Source organism: Pseudomonas cuatrocienegasensis (assembly GCF_900110925.1).
Taxonomy (GTDB): domain Bacteria; phylum Pseudomonadota; class Gammaproteobacteria; order Pseudomonadales; family Pseudomonadaceae; genus Aquipseudomonas; species Aquipseudomonas cuatrocienegasensis.
On the sequence record NZ_FOFP01000020.1, the window covers coordinates 72,565 to 88,767 of the forward strand.

Annotated in this window: 13 protein-coding genes and 1 pseudogene; 11 read left to right on the forward strand and 3 right to left on the reverse strand. The window is 62.2% G+C overall.

Annotation, left to right across the window (positions count from 1 at the left end):
• Window positions 1-242: 242 nt before the first annotated feature.
• Window positions 243-1,691, forward strand: coding sequence for an HDOD domain-containing protein (locus BMW49_RS21210; protein WP_244168387.1), 1,449 nt, complete (start codon window positions 243-245; stop codon window positions 1,689-1,691).
• Here the strand turns inward: BMW49_RS21210 and BMW49_RS21215 are convergent, their stop codons facing one another.
• Together BMW49_RS21215 and gloB are read right to left on the reverse strand one after the other, a co-directional pair.
• Window positions 1,692-3,254 carry a lytic transglycosylase gene (locus BMW49_RS21215; RefSeq protein ID WP_069519690.1) on the reverse strand — a complete coding sequence of 521 codons (1,563 nt, stop codon included), beginning with the start codon at window positions 3,252-3,254 and terminating at the stop codon, window positions 1,692-1,694.
• 379 nt (window positions 3,255-3,633) lie between these two features.
• Window positions 3,634-4,407, reverse strand: coding sequence for a hydroxyacylglutathione hydrolase (gene gloB / locus BMW49_RS21220; RefSeq protein WP_069519689.1), 774 nt, complete (start codon window positions 4,405-4,407; stop codon window positions 3,634-3,636).
• A gap of 75 nt (window positions 4,408-4,482) precedes the next feature.
• Here gloB and BMW49_RS21225 point away from each other — a divergent pair, with 75 nt between their 5' ends.
• The 7 genes from BMW49_RS21225 to nudC all read left to right on the forward strand — a co-directional run bounded on the left by BMW49_RS21225 (window position 4,483) and on the right by nudC (window position 12,427).
• The gene (locus BMW49_RS21225) at window positions 4,483-5,241 is read left to right on the forward strand and encodes a class I SAM-dependent methyltransferase (protein WP_069519688.1); all 759 of its coding nucleotides are present in this window, start codon (window positions 4,483-4,485) and stop codon (window positions 5,239-5,241) included.
• 8 nt (window positions 5,242-5,249) lie between these two features.
• The gene (gene rnhA, locus BMW49_RS21230; RefSeq protein WP_069519744.1) at window positions 5,250-5,702 is read left to right on the forward strand and encodes a ribonuclease HI; all 453 of its coding nucleotides are present in this window, start codon (window positions 5,250-5,252) and stop codon (window positions 5,700-5,702) included.
• Window positions 5,695-6,438 (forward strand): DNA polymerase III subunit epsilon, encoded by a 744-nt coding sequence (gene dnaQ / locus BMW49_RS21235; protein ID WP_069519687.1) that lies wholly within the window; start codon window positions 5,695-5,697, stop codon window positions 6,436-6,438. Before rnhA ends, dnaQ begins: the two co-directional genes overlap by 8 nt.
• 114 nt (window positions 6,439-6,552) lie before the next feature.
• On the forward strand, window positions 6,553-8,814 hold the full coding sequence (locus BMW49_RS21240) for an Orn/Lys/Arg family decarboxylase (RefSeq protein WP_069519686.1): 2,262 nt from the start codon (window positions 6,553-6,555) through the stop codon (window positions 8,812-8,814).
• Between the two features lie 240 nt (window positions 8,815-9,054).
• On the forward strand, window positions 9,055-9,867 hold the full coding sequence (locus BMW49_RS21245) for a crotonase/enoyl-CoA hydratase family protein (protein ID WP_069519685.1): 813 nt from the start codon (window positions 9,055-9,057) through the stop codon (window positions 9,865-9,867).
• 49 nt (window positions 9,868-9,916) lie between these two features.
• Complete coding sequence (locus tag BMW49_RS21250) at window positions 9,917-11,596, forward strand: FimL-related protein (protein WP_069519684.1); 1,680 nt, start codon at window positions 9,917-9,919, stop codon at window positions 11,594-11,596.
• Window positions 11,597-12,427: an NAD(+) diphosphatase gene (gene nudC, locus BMW49_RS21255; protein WP_069519683.1), complete on the forward strand. Its 831-nt coding sequence runs from the start codon at window positions 11,597-11,599 to the stop codon at window positions 12,425-12,427.
• On the opposite strand, the gene BMW49_RS21260 is transcribed toward nudC, so the two are convergent.
• Window positions 12,424-13,206, reverse strand: coding sequence for a TSUP family transporter (locus BMW49_RS21260; protein WP_069519682.1), 783 nt, complete (start codon window positions 13,204-13,206; stop codon window positions 12,424-12,426). The genes nudC and BMW49_RS21260 overlap by 4 nt on opposite strands.
• Before the next feature lie 101 nt (window positions 13,207-13,307).
• Between BMW49_RS21260 and BMW49_RS21265 the strand changes: the two genes are divergently transcribed.
• From BMW49_RS21265 to BMW49_RS21280, 3 genes and pseudogenes are all read left to right on the forward strand, one after another.
• Complete coding sequence (locus BMW49_RS21265; RefSeq protein WP_069519681.1) at window positions 13,308-13,955, forward strand: hypothetical protein; 648 nt, start codon at window positions 13,308-13,310, stop codon at window positions 13,953-13,955.
• A gap of 496 nt (window positions 13,956-14,451) precedes the next feature.
• A complete protein-coding gene (gene ltrA / locus BMW49_RS21275) occupies window positions 14,452-15,744 on the forward strand; it encodes a group II intron reverse transcriptase/maturase (protein WP_069519680.1) in 1,293 nt (430 codons plus the stop codon).
• 261 nt (window positions 15,745-16,005) lie between these two features.
• Window positions 16,006-16,203 (forward strand): annotated as a pseudogene (locus tag BMW49_RS21280) (IS110 family transposase); the annotation flags it as partial.

Here is a 16,203-nt window from a genome sequence, read left to right on the forward strand (position 1 = left end):
TCAATATCCGATCCGTGGCGGCTTAGGGAAGCGGGTTGGCACATAGGCAGCACGGTGGCAGCAACGTATACGAGGGGCAGCGGCCGGATTCATGCCCTGTCCCCCGTGTTGTCACACTGGCAGTGCCCTTGCCTCGTGCGCCGTACAGTAACAGCTTGTATCGGCTGGAAAAAGGCCAGCTCTGCGAGCTATTGCGCGCAGACAACGGCTACACTGCGGGAAAGTAATCCAAGGGGTCTTCTTTGAGCACAACCACGCACGGTCTGCAGGCCTGGATAGACCATATCAACCAGGCTGAATTGCCGGCGCTCGGCGCGGTCGTGCAGGACCTGCATCGCCTTACGCAAGCCCAGGGAGCCTCCTCGGTGCGGCAATTGGCCGACGTGCTGCTGCGCGATGCTGCTCTGACCACCCGCGTGCTGCGTGCCGGCAACAGTGCCTATTACAACCCCTCGCAGGAATCGATCAAGACCATTTCGCGGGCCATCGTCTTGCTCGGCTTCGACAATGTACGCTTGATCGGCATGTCGGTGAGTCTGATCGATGGTTTGCTGCCGCGCGCGCCGCGCCACCAATTGCTCGAGTTGCTGGCACGCTCCTTTCACGCGGCGGTGCAGGCCCGCACCATTGCCGGGTATGTACTGAGCCGGCATCAGGAAGAAGTGTTCATCGCTGCGTTGCTGTACAACTTGGGCGAGCTGGCCTTCTGGGGCAGCGGCGGGACCCAGGCGGATCAGTTGGCGGTGGCGCTGGAGCAGCCAGGCGTCAATGCAGATGCCGCTACCCGAGAGATTCTGGGGACCAGCTTTCGTCAGTTGACCCAGGGGCTGATTCGTAGCTGGAACATGGGTGACATCGCCAGCCTGGCGCAGAATGGCGCGCACCTCAGTGATCCTGCCGTCAAGTCCGTCAGTCTGGGGGTGCGGATCAGCGAGGCCGCGTTGCAGGGCTGGGAGTCACCGGCAGTTGCGCAACTGGTCGAGCAACTGGCCAGCTTCATTGGTGTAACGCCGGAGGAGGCGATGCAGCAGGTGCTGGCCAGTGCCGATGAGGCGGTCAAGGTGGCGGTCACCTTCGGCGCCGCCCGGCTGGGCGAGTTGATTCCCAGCACCGATCCCGAGCAAATCCGTCTACAGCAGGAACGGCGCCAGGTGCCGCTGCTGATGGCAAACCTGCAGGTGCTGCAACAGGCGCTGCAAGACCTGGGCATGATGGTGTCGAAACGGGCATCGGTGACCTTGGTCCTCGACACCCTGCTCAAGGGATTGCACCAGGGCGCCGGGCTGGAGCGGGTGATGCTGGTAGTGCTGGCGGATCAGCAGCGCTGTTTTCGGGCGCGCCAGGTCGTGGGTGAGGGCACTGAGGCATGGCTGCAGGCGTTCGAGTTGCCGACCGAGCAGCGCGAGCTGCCGCACATCTTCAGCTATGCGCTGCGCAATCGTGAACCGCTGTGGCTGGGGATACCCGCCACCTACAACCTCAACGAGCTGGTAACCCAGCCGATTCGCGCACATATCGGCCAGGGCATGTTCTTCATCGCGCCGCTGATGGCGGGTGCCCGTGAGATTGGTGTGCTCTACGCCGACAGTCGCCGATCGGGACGGGCGCTTAGCCATGAGCAGTTCGTGGCCTTTCAACGCTTTACCCAACTGACGGGGCGCTGCCTGGAGGCACTTGCCCGGCGCGATTGATCAGCGTGCTAGGCGCAGCGTAAGCAATTGACCTGGCTTGAGCGCGTGCCCGCTGCGCGGATTCCAGCTTTGCAGGCGCTCGAGTGCCACATTGAAGCGCTTGGCGATCAGGTACAGCGAGTCACCTTTGCGCACGCGGTAGTAGGTAACACCGTCGCGGGTCTGGGCCGGATCGGCATGCCGGGCACTGCCACTGTCCTGCAGGGCCAGCACTTGGCCGGTACGCAGGTTATTGCCCTTGAGGTTGTTCCAGCGCTGCATGTCGGCGACTGAGACCTCGTTGTCGCGGGCGATCTGCCAGAGATTGTCGCCGCTGCGCACGCGGTAGGTGCTCGGCGCTGCGGCACGCGACGCGGCGCTGTCGACCAGGGCGGTCTGCTGGGCGCCGCCGGGTTCGGCGGGGATATTCAGCACCTGACCCAGGCGCAGGTTGTTGCTGCTCAGACGGTTGATGTCCTTGAGCGTGGCGACAGTCAGGTGATGGCGGTTGGCAATGGCGTGCAGGCTGTCACCGGCGCGCACGGTATAGGTTTGCCACTCGACCTGCTTCTGGGGCTTCATCATCGACAGGTTGGCGGTGAGCAATTCGGCCTTGTCGGTGGGCACCAATAGATGCTGTGGGCCGTCGAGGGTGATGCGCTGTTTGAACGCTGGATTGAGCAGATACAGCTCATCTTCATCCAGCTCGGCCATGGCGGCGACGCGGGACAAATCGATACGTTGATTGACCGCGACCTGCTCGAAGTAGGGCTCGTTGGCGATGGGGCTCAGGCTTACGCCGTAGGCCTTGGGCGTCATCACCACCTGCGACAGGGCCAGCAGCTTGGGCACGTAGTTCTGGGTTTCGGCAGGCAGCGACAGGTTCCAGTAATCGGTCGGCAAACCGAGCTTCTGGTTGCGCTCGATGGCGCGGCTGACACGGCCCTCGCCAGCGTTGTAGGCCGCCAGGGCGAGCAACCAGTCACCGTTGAACATCTCGTGCAGGCGCGACAGGTAATTCATGGCTGCCTGGGTCGAGGCAGTTACGTCACGGCGGCCGTCGTACCAACGGGTCTGGCGCAGGTTGAAGTTGAGACCGGTGGAGGGAATGAATTGCCACAGCCCGACGGCATCGGCGTGGGAGTAGGCGAAGGGGTCGTAGGCGCTTTCGATCATCGGCAGCAGGGCCAGCTCCATCGGCATATTGCGCTCTTCCAGGCGCTCGACGATGTAGTGAATATAAGGACTGCTGCGCGCACCGGCTTTTTCGACGAAGGCAGGGTTGCTGACGAACCACAGGCGTTGCTGTTCGATGCGCGGGTTGATGCCGATTTCATCCTGCAGCTGGTAACCCTCGCGCACCCGTTCCCAGATATCGAGCGGCGCACGGGGTTTGGCTTCAAGGCTGAGCCACTCCGGCTCGCGCTCCAGGCCGACGGCGATGTCGGTTGCCTTGCCCTCATTCGCTTGGCGTGGTGCGTTGCTCTGACAGCCTGCGATAACCAGACTCAGGCACACCAGTAGCGTTCGGGAGGCCTGAGTAAATGCCTTTTGCTTCAATGAGTTACGCGAGAGAAAAGGCATAGGTTAAAAGAGCTGTCCCGAATCGAAGTCGGGCGATTCTAGGGTCTGTTCCCGTTTCGTCGCAAGCCGCGTTGCTGCGAAAAATCTCGCCAGGCTAGGCGGAGGACGCAGGGAATGGTTGTTCCCTTGCCAAGTCCTCCAACACCGCATGGCGAGATTTTCCGCGCAACCTAGGCGGCCCCACCCGAAGGGCCGGGCCAGTTTTAGCGCGATGCTGCGTTTCTCGATGGCTCATTTAGCCGGCTAAACCTCGCATCTCGTGCCTTGCCTCGCGCTAAAACTGGCTCCGGCGCGGCCGCGAACGAAACGGGAACAGACCCTAGGAACCACTCTTGTCTTGGTCAAGTTTTGACCAGGCTTTTGCGGGGGTGTCGAGGTTTCAGAAGTTGTCTTTCCAGGCGCGTAAACCGGCGAATACGCCTGTTTCGCTGGCCGCAGCCTGGCCACTGTGAGCTTCTACTGCCGCACGAACGGATGCTTGCTCACAGCGCAGAAACGGGTTGGTCGCACGTTCAAGATCGATGGACGACGGCAGGCTGATCTGCCCGGCCTCGCGCCAGGCGATGACTTCTTGCTGACGCTGGATCAGTGCAGGGTTTTCCGGCTCCACTGCACAGGCGAAGCGCAGGTTGCTGAGGGTGTACTCGTGGGTGCAGTAGACCGCAGTCTTGCCCGGCAGGGCCGCCAGGCGGGAGAGTGAGCGATGCATCTGCTCAGGCGTGCCCTCGAACAGCCGGCCGCAGCCAGCGGCAAACAGGGAATCGCCACAGAACAGCCAATGCTGGTCGGGCTGGTAGTAGGCGATATGCCCCAGGGTGTGGCCGGGGACATCGATAACCTGAAACTTCAGGCCAAGGACTTCGATGGCATCGCCATCGGCCAGGGCCTGATCGCGCTGGGGTATGCGTTCATTTGCCGGGCCCGACACCCGTGCGCCCGTCGCAGCCTTGAGTGCAGCAACCCCGCCAACATGGTCGGCATGGTGGTGGGTAATCAGGATGTCGCGCAGTTGCCAACCGGGGTTGGCGGCCAGCCAGGCCAGGACCGGGGCTGCATCGCCAGGGTCGACGACGGCGCAGCAGCGCTGCTCGGTGTCCTGTACCAGCCAGATGTAGTTATCGCTAAAGGCGGGCAGTGCATCGATTTTTAACATGATCCGGGTCGCTAAGCAGATGACAAAGGTGCATCTTAGGCTGCATTGCCCCCCTAGGCTATGCAGGAGCCCATGATGACCGACCAACCCTTTGCCCAGGCCGATGCCGACTGGTTGAGCCTGATCGCAACGGCGCGCCAGTGGTTCGACGGCCCCCATGGTCAGTTATTGCTGCAGCATGAGCGCGCCCTGCTGGAAGATGAGCTGGCGCGTTTCTTTGGTGGTTATCTGGTGCACTACGGTCCCTCGGCAGCGCCGTCTCCCGCAGCGGTGCAGATCCAGCGCAGCGTGCGCCTGGGGGCGCCTTTTGCCGGGGTCGAGATCGTTTGTGAGGAACAGGCCTGGCCGCTGGTCGAGCATGCGGCCGATGTGGTGGTGCTGCAGCATGGCCTGGATTTCAGCCTGTCGCCCCACGGTTTGCTGCGCGAGGCCGCGCGCAGCGTACGCCCGGGCGGCCATTTGCTGATCGTTGGGGTCAACCCGGCCAGTGCCTGGGGTGCGCGGCGCTGGTTTAGCTGTGACGCGTTGCAGCAGGCGCGCTGCATTGCGCCTGGGCGGGTCAGTGACTGGTTGCACCTGCTCGGTTTCGCGCTGGAGAAACGCCGTTTCGGGTGCTATTGTCCGCCGCTTGCTTCGAGCACCTGGCAACGTCGCCTGGCACCGCTCGAGGCCTGGGGTCAGGCCTGGCAGTCGCCGGGCGGTGGCTTCTATCTATTGGTGGCGCGCAAGCTGGTAGTCGGCTTGCGGCCACTGCGTCAACCCCGGCGCGAACCCATGGGCAAACTGGTACCGATGCCAGTGGCCAAGGTCAGCCGACGCAATTCCGAGTCGTAATGTCGAACATGAACGAACAGGTAGAGATTTACACCGACGGCGCCTGCAAAGGTAATCCGGGGGTGGGTGGTTGGGGCGCCTTGCTGGTGTTCAAGGGCGTGGAAAAGGAACTCTGGGGCGGTGAGGCCCAGACCACCAACAACCGCATGGAGCTGACCGCAGCGATTCGCGCCCTGGCCGAACTCAAGCGCCCCTGCGAGGTACGCCTGGTGACCGACTCCCAATACGTCATGCAGGGTATTCAGGACTGGATGCCGAACTGGAAGAAGCGCGGTTGGAAAACCTCCACCAAACAGCCGGTGAAGAATGCAGACCTGTGGGTCCAGCTCGACGAGCAGGTCAACCGCCACAGCGTCACCTGGCAGTGGATCCGCGGACATACCGGACATGCCGGCAATGAACGGGCCGACCAGTTGGCCAACCGTGGCGTGGATGAAATCAGGAGCCTGAAACATGCGTAGTATCGTGTTGGACACCGAAACCACCGGCATGCCGGTTACCGATGGCCATCGCATCATCGAGATCGGCTGCGTGGAGCTGATGGGACGACGTCTCACCGGTCGGCATTTCCATGTCTACCTGCAGCCGGATCGCGAGATCGACGAGGGCGCGATTGCCGTTCATGGCATCACCAACGAATTCGTCGCCGACAAGCCGCGCTTCAAGGACGTGGCCGATGAGTTCTTCGCGTTCATCAAGGACGCGCAGCTGATCATCCACAACGCGCCCTTCGACGTGGGCTTTATCAATAACGAATTCGCGCTGCTTGGCCAGCAGGAACGCGCTGATATCAGCGAGCACTGCTCGATCCTCGATACGCTGGTGATGGCCCGTGAGCGCCACCCAGGGCAGCGCAACAGCCTGGATGCCCTGTGCAAGCGCTATGGCGTCGACAACTCGGGCCGCGACCTGCACGGCGCCTTGCTCGATGCCGAGATTCTCGCCGATGTCTACCTGACCATGACCGGCGGGCAGACCAACCTGTCCCTGGCCGGCGATGGCTCAGAAGGTGACAGCAATGGCCGTCAGGCACCCAGCCCGATTCGCCGCTTGCCGCAAACGCGCCTGCGTACTCGGGTGATCCAGGCTACGGCCGAGGAAATCGCCGCCCACCAGGCGCGCCTGGCGGTGATCGAAAAGGCCGCCGGTGCCCCGGCACTCTGGACTCAGCTGGAGCAGGGCAACCGCGGCAACTGAGGCGTGCGCGGAGTTATCCGCGTGCGACCTTTTCTGTCGGGGCTGGGTTTAGGGGGTTACGCGCTGCCGTTGGACTCTCTACCCTGAGGCGACTGCTCAGCCAGGCGCCCGCCCATGTATAAAGACCTCAAATTCCCCGTCCTCATCGTCCATCGCGACATCAAGGCCGACACGGTCGCCGGTGATCGCGTGCGTGCGATTGCCCGGGAGCTGGAGCTGGATGGCTTCAGCATTCTTTCCACGGGCAGTTCCGCGGAAGGTCGGATAGTCGCTTCGACGCACCATGGCCTGGCCTGCATCCTGGTCGCCGCCGAAGGTGCCGGGGAAGACAAGCGCCTGCTGCAGGACATGGTCGAGTTGATCCGCATCGCTCGCCAGCGTGCGCCGCAACTGCCGATCTTCGCCATTGGTGAGCAGGTCACCATCGAGAACGCGCCGGCCGAGGCGATGATCGACCTCAACCAGTTACGCGGCATCCTCTACCTGTTCGAGGACACCGTGCCGTTCCTCGCCCGGCAGGTGGCGCGGGCCGCACGCAATTACCTGGATGGGCTGCTGCCGCCGTTCTTCAAGGCCCTGGTGCAGCACACCGCGCAGTCCAACTACTCCTGGCACACGCCCGGCCATGGCGGCGGTGTGGCGTATCGCAAGAGTCCGGTGGGCCAGGCGTTTCACCAGTTTTTCGGCGAGAACACCCTGCGCTCGGATCTCTCGGTATCGGTGCCGGAGCTGGGCTCCTTGCTCGACCACACCGGGCCGCTGGCCGAAGCCGAAGCGCGGGCGGCGCGCAACTTTGGCGCCGACCACACCTATTTTGTGATCAACGGCACCTCGACGGCGAACAAGATCGTCTGGCACTCGATGGTCGCCCGTGACGACCTGGTGCTGGTGGATCGCAACTGCCACAAGTCGATCCTGCATTCGATCATCATGACCGGCGCCATCCCGCTTTATCTGTGCCCGGAGCGCAACGAGCTGGGCATCATCGGGCCGATTCCGCTGTCCGAATTCAGCCGTGGTGCGATCCAGGCCAAGATCGCCGCCAGCCCGCTGGCCCGCGATCGCGGCATCGACCCGGGCCAGGCACGGGTCAAGCTGGTAGTGGTGACCAACTCGACCTACGACGGCCTCTGTTACAACGCCGAGCTGATCAAGCAGACCCTAGGCGACAGCGTTGATGTGCTGCATTTCGATGAGGCCTGGTACGCCTACGCGGCCTTCCACGAGTTCTACAGTGGCCGCTACGGCATGGGCACGGCGCGCACCGCCAATGCGCCGCTGGTGTTCAGCACCCACTCCACGCACAAGTTGCTGGCGGCATTCAGCCAGGCCTCGATGATCCATGTGCAGGATGGCGGGCAACGCAAGCTTGACCCGGACCGCTTCAACGAAGCTTTCATGATGCACATCTCCACCTCGCCGCAGTACGGCATCATCGCTTCGCTGGACGTGGCCTCGGCCATGATGGAAGGCCCGGCTGGCCGCTCGCTGATTCAGGAAACCTTCGACGAGGCCCTGAGCTTTCGCCGGGCGCTGGCCAACTTGCGACAAAATCTTCCTGCTGATGACTGGTGGTTCGGCATCTGGCAACCACCGGCGGTGGAAGGCTGCGAGGTCGTCAGCACCGCCGACTGGCTGTTGCAGCCCGAGGCTGACTGGCATGGTTTCGGCGAGATTGCCGAAGACTATGTGCTGCTCGATCCGATCAAGGTCACCCTGGTGACACCGGGCCTGACCGCCGGCGGGCGGCTGGATGCGCGCGGCATTCCGGCGGCGGTGGTCAGCAAGTTTCTCTGGGAGCGTGGCCTGGTGGTGGAAAAAACCGGCCTGTATTCCTTCCTGGTGCTGTTCTCCATGGGCATCACCAAAGGCAAATGGAGCACCTTGCTGACCGAGTTGCTGGAGTTCAAGCGCAGCTACGATGCCAACCTGCCGCTGACTCAGGTGCTGCCCTCCATCGCCCAGGCCGGCGCTCGCGTTTACCAAGGCATGGGCCTGCGTGATCTGTGTAACGCGCTGCACGACTGTTATCGCGCCAACGCGACCGCCAAGGCGCTGAAACGCATGTATACGGTGTTGCCTGAAGTGGCGTTGCGCCCAGCCGATGCTTACAACCACCTGGTGCGTGGCGAGGTCGAGGCCGTGCCGATCGATGCGCTGGAAGGCCGCATTGCTGCAGTGATGCTGGTGCCTTACCCGCCCGGCATTCCGCTGATCATGCCCGGCGAGCGCTTCACTGCCGCGACCCGCTCGATCATTGACTACCTGCAGTTTGCCCGAACATTCAGCGATAGTTTTCCGGGGTTCGATGCCGATGTGCATGGCCTGCAGAGCTGTGCCGAGCACGGCTATACGGTGGACTGCCTGAGCACCTGAGAAGAGCGTTTTGCCCCGGTAGAATGCCGATAGATCAAGCGCTTAACCCAATTAGGCAGAAAAAGCCTCAACTGTGACGGCTGCGTCACAGTGGTCGGCATCGACTTTTGTGGCTTGATTGTTATAGTTGCGCGAATGTATCGGAGCCTGTGCCGGCCAGCTGCCCAGCAGTTGGCAGCTGCGCTCCGACCGGTTTGCGACTACCCCGCGCCCATGCGCCTGCTGCGAAGGATGACTGCCGTGTCCGACTACACCGCCTTTCGTGTCGAGCTGGCCGACAAAATTGCCCATGTGATCATCAATCGTCCGGAAAAGATCAACGCCATGAATGCGGCGTTCTGGACCGAGATCATCGACATATTCCGCTGGGTCGACAGCACCGATGAGGTGCGCGTCGTGGTGCTCTCCGGTGCCGGCAAGCATTTTTCCTCGGGTATCGACCTGATGATGCTGGCCTCCATCGGTAACCAGTTGGGCAAGGATGTCGGCCGCAATGCCGAAACCCTGCGGCGCAAGATTCTCGAGCTGCAAGCGTCTTTCAACGCGGTCGATGCCTGCCGCAAACCGGTGCTCGCGGCGATCCAGGGCTATTGCCTGGGCGGCGCGATCGACCTGATTGCCGCCTGCGACATGCGCTATTCGACGGTCGATGCGCAGTTCGCCATTCGCGAGATCGATATCGGCATGGCCGCGGACGTCGGCACCCTGCAGCGCCTGCCACGGATTATCGGCGACGGCATGATGCGCGAGCTGGCATTCACCGGGCGTACCATTGAGGGCGATGAAGCCCAAGCCATCGGCCTGGTCAACCGCACCTACATCGATGCCGATGCGTTGCTTGCCGGGGTCATGGGCCTGGCTCGGCAAATAGCCGAGAAATCCCCGGTGGCGCTGCGCGGCACCAAGGAAATGATCCGTTACATGCGTGATCACCGCGTTGACGATGGCCTCGAGTACGTGGCCACCTGGAACGCAGCGATGTTGCAGTCGGTCGACCTTCGTGTCGCCATGGCCGCACAGATGAACAAGCAGAAGCCGGAGTTTGCGGACTGATGCGCGCCCGCAGTTGTTCCATTTACAGGCGCGGGAGGCGCATTAGCTCATGGTAACCGGTGCAACGTCCCTCAGCCTGGTGCGCGACGAGCTGTTCACCACGATGGAGGAGGCTGAGTCCAGCCTCGAGCAATTCATCGCCGAGCGGCATAACGGCAGCCTGCTGCAGCAGGCTGTCGAAAGCCTGCATCAGGTGCGCGGTACGCTCAATCTGATCGAGTTGGCAGGCGCCGAGTTGCTGGCCCAGGAAGTGCTCGATCAGGCGACCGATATCCCGGCGGGTGCCGGTGAAGAGCGCGATGTTCAACTGTCGGCTCTGAGCAACGCCCTGCATGTGCTGCGCCGCTACCTGGAAAACGTCGACGCTCATCGCCAGGAACTGCCGGAGCTGCTGCTGCCGGCCATCAATGACCTGCGCCAGGCCGGTGGTCAGCCGCCATTGCCGGAGTGCTTTTTCTTCAGCGTGCGCCTCGACCAGCAGCGTCCCGAAACGCCGCTGCTCGACCTCGACCCGAGCGTGCGTGCCAGCGAAAGCCGACGGTTGCGGCATATGTATCAGGTCGGCTTGCTGGGCCTGATTCGCGAGCAGAATATAGCCGCCAGCCTCAAACTGATGGGCCGTGCCCTGGCGCGTCTGGATCGCTTGTATGCCAATCAGCCGGGCGGGCGTCTGTGCTGGATCGGTGCTGCTGCCCTGGAGGCCCAGGCCGACGGTCAGTTGTTGCCGCGCAAGGCGCGCAAGCAGCTGTTTTCCCGGCTCGACCGGGAGCTCAAGCAAATGGTCGTCAATACAGCTTACGACCCGCCCCGCAGCCTGCTCAAGGAGCTGCTCTATCTGGTTGCCCTGGCCGACACCCAGGGGCCTCGGGCGGCGTCTGTGCGAGCGCTTTTTGGCCTGACGCCATTGCCTTTTACCGACCACCTGCTCGAGGAGCAGTACCAACAGCTGGCCGGCCCTGGCCAAGCCGTGATGCGCTCGCTCAGCTCGGCGATTCGTGAAGAACTCGCCAGCCTCAAGGACATGCTCGACCTGATCGAGCGCGGCAGCCTGGAGGACGATGCATTGAGCAGCCTGCATGCGCTGCTTGGCAAACTAAGCAAGACCCTGGGTATGGTAGGGCTCAGCTCGGCGGGTAACGCGCTGGCGCTGCAACTGCAAACCGTGGCTGGCTGGAGCGCCGCCGTAGCGCCGCCTTCCGATGAGCTGGTGCGCCTGGCTGATGCTGTGCTTTATGTCGAGGGCATGGTGGCTAGCCTGGAACGTGGCGAGCGACAAGGCGCTCGGGCGAGCGATGCTGCAGGGCAGGGCGAGGCGCAGTCGTTCGCCGAGCATCAGCTCTACGAGGCACGCATTGTCGTGGTTGATGAAGCCCAGGCCGGGCTGGCCCTGGCCAAGCGGGCGATCACCGCCTACCTGGAAGCCGGCGGCGACCGCATGCACCTGGCCAATGTCCCTTTCAGCCTGCAGGCCGTGCGCGGAGGCCTGTGGTTTCTCGATCAGCCCCGCGCGGCGCGCCTGGTGGGCGCCTGTGCCGACTACATCCAGACGCAAATGCTCGAAGCGCCGCAGATGCCGGCCGAGCCGCTGCTGGAAACCCTGGCCGATGCCCTGAGCAGCCTGGAGTATTACCTGGAAGCCGGCGCTGTATTGCGCCCGGAAACCCAGCCCAGCGTTCTCGACCTGGCCGAGGAGAGCATTCGCGCCCTGGGTCTGCCGGTGGCGGCCTAAATGGACGCCGGCTGGCAGCCGGGTCTGCTCGACCCGCAACAACCTGGCGGTTGGGCGCTGGTGCATTGTCGCCAGCAATTTCTGGCGGATGCCAATGGTTTGCTGTTTCCGCGCGACTGGTTGAAGCGCCAGGAGCCGGCAGTGCTCGCCGAGCATGGTATTGGCCATCTTGCTGGTGATGCGCTGTATGTGCTGGAGGCTGAGCAGCCTTTCGATATGCCGGGTTGTCATTGGCAGAGCCTGCGCCAAGTCATGTTGCAAGGCGATGCCGAGACCTTTCGCATGCTTGGCTATGCCAGCCAGATTGGCACCTGGGCACGGCAGCACCGTTTCTGTGGCAGTTGTGGTGGCGTCATGCGCGCGTTTAGCCACGAGCGCGCCATGCACTGTGCGCGGTGCGAGCTGCATCACTATCCGCGCTTATCCCCGAGCATGATCGTGCTGGTCACGCGAGGTGACGAGCTGCTGCTGGCGCGCTCGCCGCGCTTCGTCAGTGGCGTGTACAGCACCTTGGCCGGGTTCGTCGAGCCGGGCGAGTCAGTTGAGCAGTGCGTCAGCCGTGAGGTGCGCGAAGAAGTCGGCGTGGAAGTCGCCAACGTGCGCTATGTCGGCAGCCAGGGTTGGCCGTTTCCCCATTCGCTGATGCTGGGTTTCCATGCCGACTACGCCAGTGGCGAGATCGTCATGCAGCCTGAAGAGATCGAGGATGCGCGCTGGTTTCATCTCGACGCACTGCCGCCGTTGCCAGCCCCGCGCTCGATTGCTCGTTACCTGATCGATCTGTACGTGGCCCGGCGCCAGGGACTGCCTGAGCCGACCCTGCAGGGTTAGCCGCCCACCCAGTGCTGCCAGACCAGCCGTGCGGTGATCGCCAGCACCACGCAGATAAACACCGGACGAATAAAACGCGAGCCGCCACTGATGGCGGTGCGGGCGCCAATAAAGGCGCCGACCATCAGCGAACTGCCCATGCACAGTCCGAGTATCCAGTCGACCTGCCCACTGGCAATAAAGATGCTCAGGGCGCAGGCATTGCTGACGAAGTTCATGGTCCGCGCCACGCCGCTGGCGCGCACCAGGTCCAAGGGGTAGAGCAGCAGCGTGCTGACTGTCCAGAACGCGCCTGTGCCGGGGCCGGCGACGCCGTCGTAAAAGCCCAGGCCAAGGCCTTGTGGCCATTGCCGGCGTCTGGCAATGGGCGCATCGGCGTTGACTGGGGCCTCTGGTGTACGGCCGAACAGCAAGTACAACCCGCAGGCGAATACCGCTACCGGCAGCAGCAGATTCAGCCACTCCGCCGGCATCCACTGCGCGGCGATGGCTCCGATAAAGGCGCCTATGGCGGTGCCGAGTAGTGCATTGAGCCATTGCCGAGGATGGAACAGCTTGCGCCGATAGAAGGTAAAGCTGGCCGCGGCCGCGCCGAAGGTGGAGCTCAGCTTGTTGGTGCCCAGCACCAGGTGTGGCGGCAGCCCGGCGGTGAGCAGCGCCGGAATGGTCAGCAGGCCGCCACCGCCAGCAACGGCATCGATAAAGCCGGCAGCGAAGGCAACTAGCGCGAGAATCAGCAGTGTGCTCGGATCGACCGCGAGCTCGAAAGGAAATGGCATGGAAAAAGACGACCTGTATCAGATTGTTCAGCGTTGTCGCTGTTCGGAGGCTGGAGCAGCTGCGCATAATGCCGGCATTTTCCAGCAGAAGGAATGGATTGATGCAGTATGACGGCCTGGCCTGGGCAACCGCGCTGTTGGCGCTGCTGGCAGTGGTGATCGCCGCGCGTATCCTGTTCGATACACGCTGGTTTTTGGGGTGGTTACGGGGCACCTGTGGCCTGGCGTTTCTGGCGCTGGCGGGGCTTATCGGCCTGGTAGCCTACGACCTGTTGAGCTATGCGCCTTTGCCGGATGGCAAGCCACTGGTCACCCTGAGTTTCAAAGCCGAAGGCAATGCCTATCGAGCCACGTTATTGGAGGGCGAGCGCGAGCGTAGCGTGACCCTGGAGGGCGATCTCTGGCAGCTGGATGCCCGGCTGTTGCAGTGGAAGGGCCTGGCCGCGCTGATCGGCTTGCAGCCTGGCTATCGCCTTGAGCGTTTGTCCGGGCGCTTTCTGGCCATCGAGCAGCAGTCCATGGCTCAGCACGACAAGGTGGCGTTGGCCGAGAGTCTCTATGGCATCGACCTATGGCGCTGGTTGCGGCTGGGCCGGCATGATCTGTTCCTGTTCGATGCTCAGGCCCGCCGGGTGACCTACCTGCCGATTGCCGATGATGCTGTTTACAGCGTCAGCCTGACGCCCACCGGCTTGCTCGCCCAGCCGCTCAATCAGGCGGCAAAGACGGCGTTGCAGAACTGGCAATAACAGTTGTTTGATCATGCAAAAAGGGACCTGCGGGTCCCTTTTTTATGTGCGCCCAGCATGGGCGCAATCTTGTGGGTGAAAGTCCCGCCGTAAGCTGACCACAGCGAACGAAGTGAAGCGCAACTGCATGAGGGCGACTGAGTGTGGGAAGGAAGCGTGAATCGAAGCCATGAGCCGATGTACAAGAATCGGATACAAGGCGGAGCCGATCAGGGCGAGCGGGCATAAAATCGCGAAGCTCTTGTGGTCAAGGATCAGGCTGCGTAAATCCGGCGGTTGTGTGGTGAAGGATTGCGTTCTTACCTGGGGAGATCTCGCTTTGTGCCTGAAAGGGCGACGGCGCAAGTCGGAGCGAGAAGTCAGCAGAGGCCGTAGTAGTCTTTTTTTTGACGAAGGGCCGAACGAGAGAAAGCGTTATAGGCCATGTTGATGCGAGAAACCGGAAGTCAGATGCCTGCCAAACGCAGGGCGGACGGAGATAACGAGCGGTGAAACCGTGAGAAATCCCGTCAGCGACGAGGTCAATCGCCCGCAAGATGAATCCGAAAACGCAGGGCAAGGGCTGCTGGGACGGGCCTTTGCGAGAGAAAACCTGAAGCGGGCGTGGAAACGGGTCAAGGCCAACAAGGGGGCAGCGGGCGTCGACGGTCTGGATATTGAACAGACGGCCGATCATCTACTGACCCGGTGGGCGGCGATTTGCGAACAGCTTCTTTCAGGTGTCTACCGGCCCAGCCCGGTACGACGTGTGGTCATCCCCAAACCTGACGGCGGTCAGCGCGAGTTGGGAATTCCAACGGTCACCGATCGCCTGATCCAACAAGCGTTGCTGCAAGTCTTACAGCCATTACTCGATCCTACTTTCAGTGAGCACAGCTACGGCTTTCGCCCGGGACGCTGTGCGCAGGGCGCCGTTTTGGCTGCTCAGCGCCATGTTTCCTCGGGGCGTAAAGTGGTGGTGGATGTTGATCTGGAGAAGTTCTTCGACCGGGTCGATCATGACATCTTGATGGATCGTCTACGCAAGCGGATTGCGGATCGGGCGGTTATCCGGCTGATCCGCGCCTATCTGGATGCGGGAACGATGATCGATGGCGTGGTCGAGAAAAGTCGCTGCGGGGCGCCGCAAGGCGGCCCGCTGTCACCATTGCTGGCGAATGTGCTGCTGGACGAAGTGGATCGGGAGCTTGAACGTCGAGGTCATTGTTTTGTGCGCTATGCCGACGATGCGAATGTCTATGTTCGCACTCATAAAGCAGGTCAGCGGGTAATGACTTTACTCAAGCGTCTGTATGAAAAGCTGCACTTGAGTGTCAACGAGAGCAAGAGTGCGGTGGCCAGTGCGTTTGGTCGCAAGTTTCTGGGCTACGCATTATGGACGGCCCGAGGCGAAGTCAAACGTGCGGTTTCGTACAAAGCGCAGAAGCAGTTCAAGCAGAAAATCCGATGGCTCACGCGGCGTTCGTGTGGCCGTAGCTTGCAGCAGGTTGTTGATCGATTAAGGCCCTACATGCTTGGTTGGAAGGCTTATTTCGGCTTGTCGCAAACCCCGAGAGTCTGGCGAGAGCTGGATGAATGGATACGGCACCGACTACGGGCTATTCAGCTCAAGCAATGGCGGCGTAGTCCAACGATCTATCGCGAGCTGCGTAGGTTAGGTGCAAGTGAGGCTGTTGCTCGAAAAGTGGCGGGAAACTCTCGCTGCTGGTGGCGCAATAGCGCTCTTGAGCTCAATCGAGTGCTCGATATAGCGAGTTTCGACAGGATGGGTATGCCGCGTCTCTCCTGACCTCAATCTCTCGAACCGCCCGGTGCGGAACCGCATGCCGGGTGGTGTGGCAGGGGAACGGCCTGCGAAGGCCGTCCCCTATGCCGATTGGCTATGTCCCAAAATCGTGTTGCATCTCGTGCAAGCCATCACGCAGCACCAGGGTGAACTAGCGAACACGCGTAGACATCATGGATTGACCTGCCCCACCTCGAGAACGCGGGTTATGTTTTCGGGGTGGGAAACACCTTCAACACAGAGCCGCATCGAGGGGGACAGGTCATGAATGAGTTTAACCAAGTCTATGTGGGTTTGGACGTACACAAAGCGACAATTGCCGTGGCAGTGGCCCGGACGGGGCGTGGTGATCCGTACTATCACGGTACTATCGAGAACAGTGCCGCCGCGCTGCGTAAGCTGCTCAAGCAGTTGAGCCAGTCGGGCGAGGCGTTGAGTTTCTGCTACGAGGCCGGCCCCTGC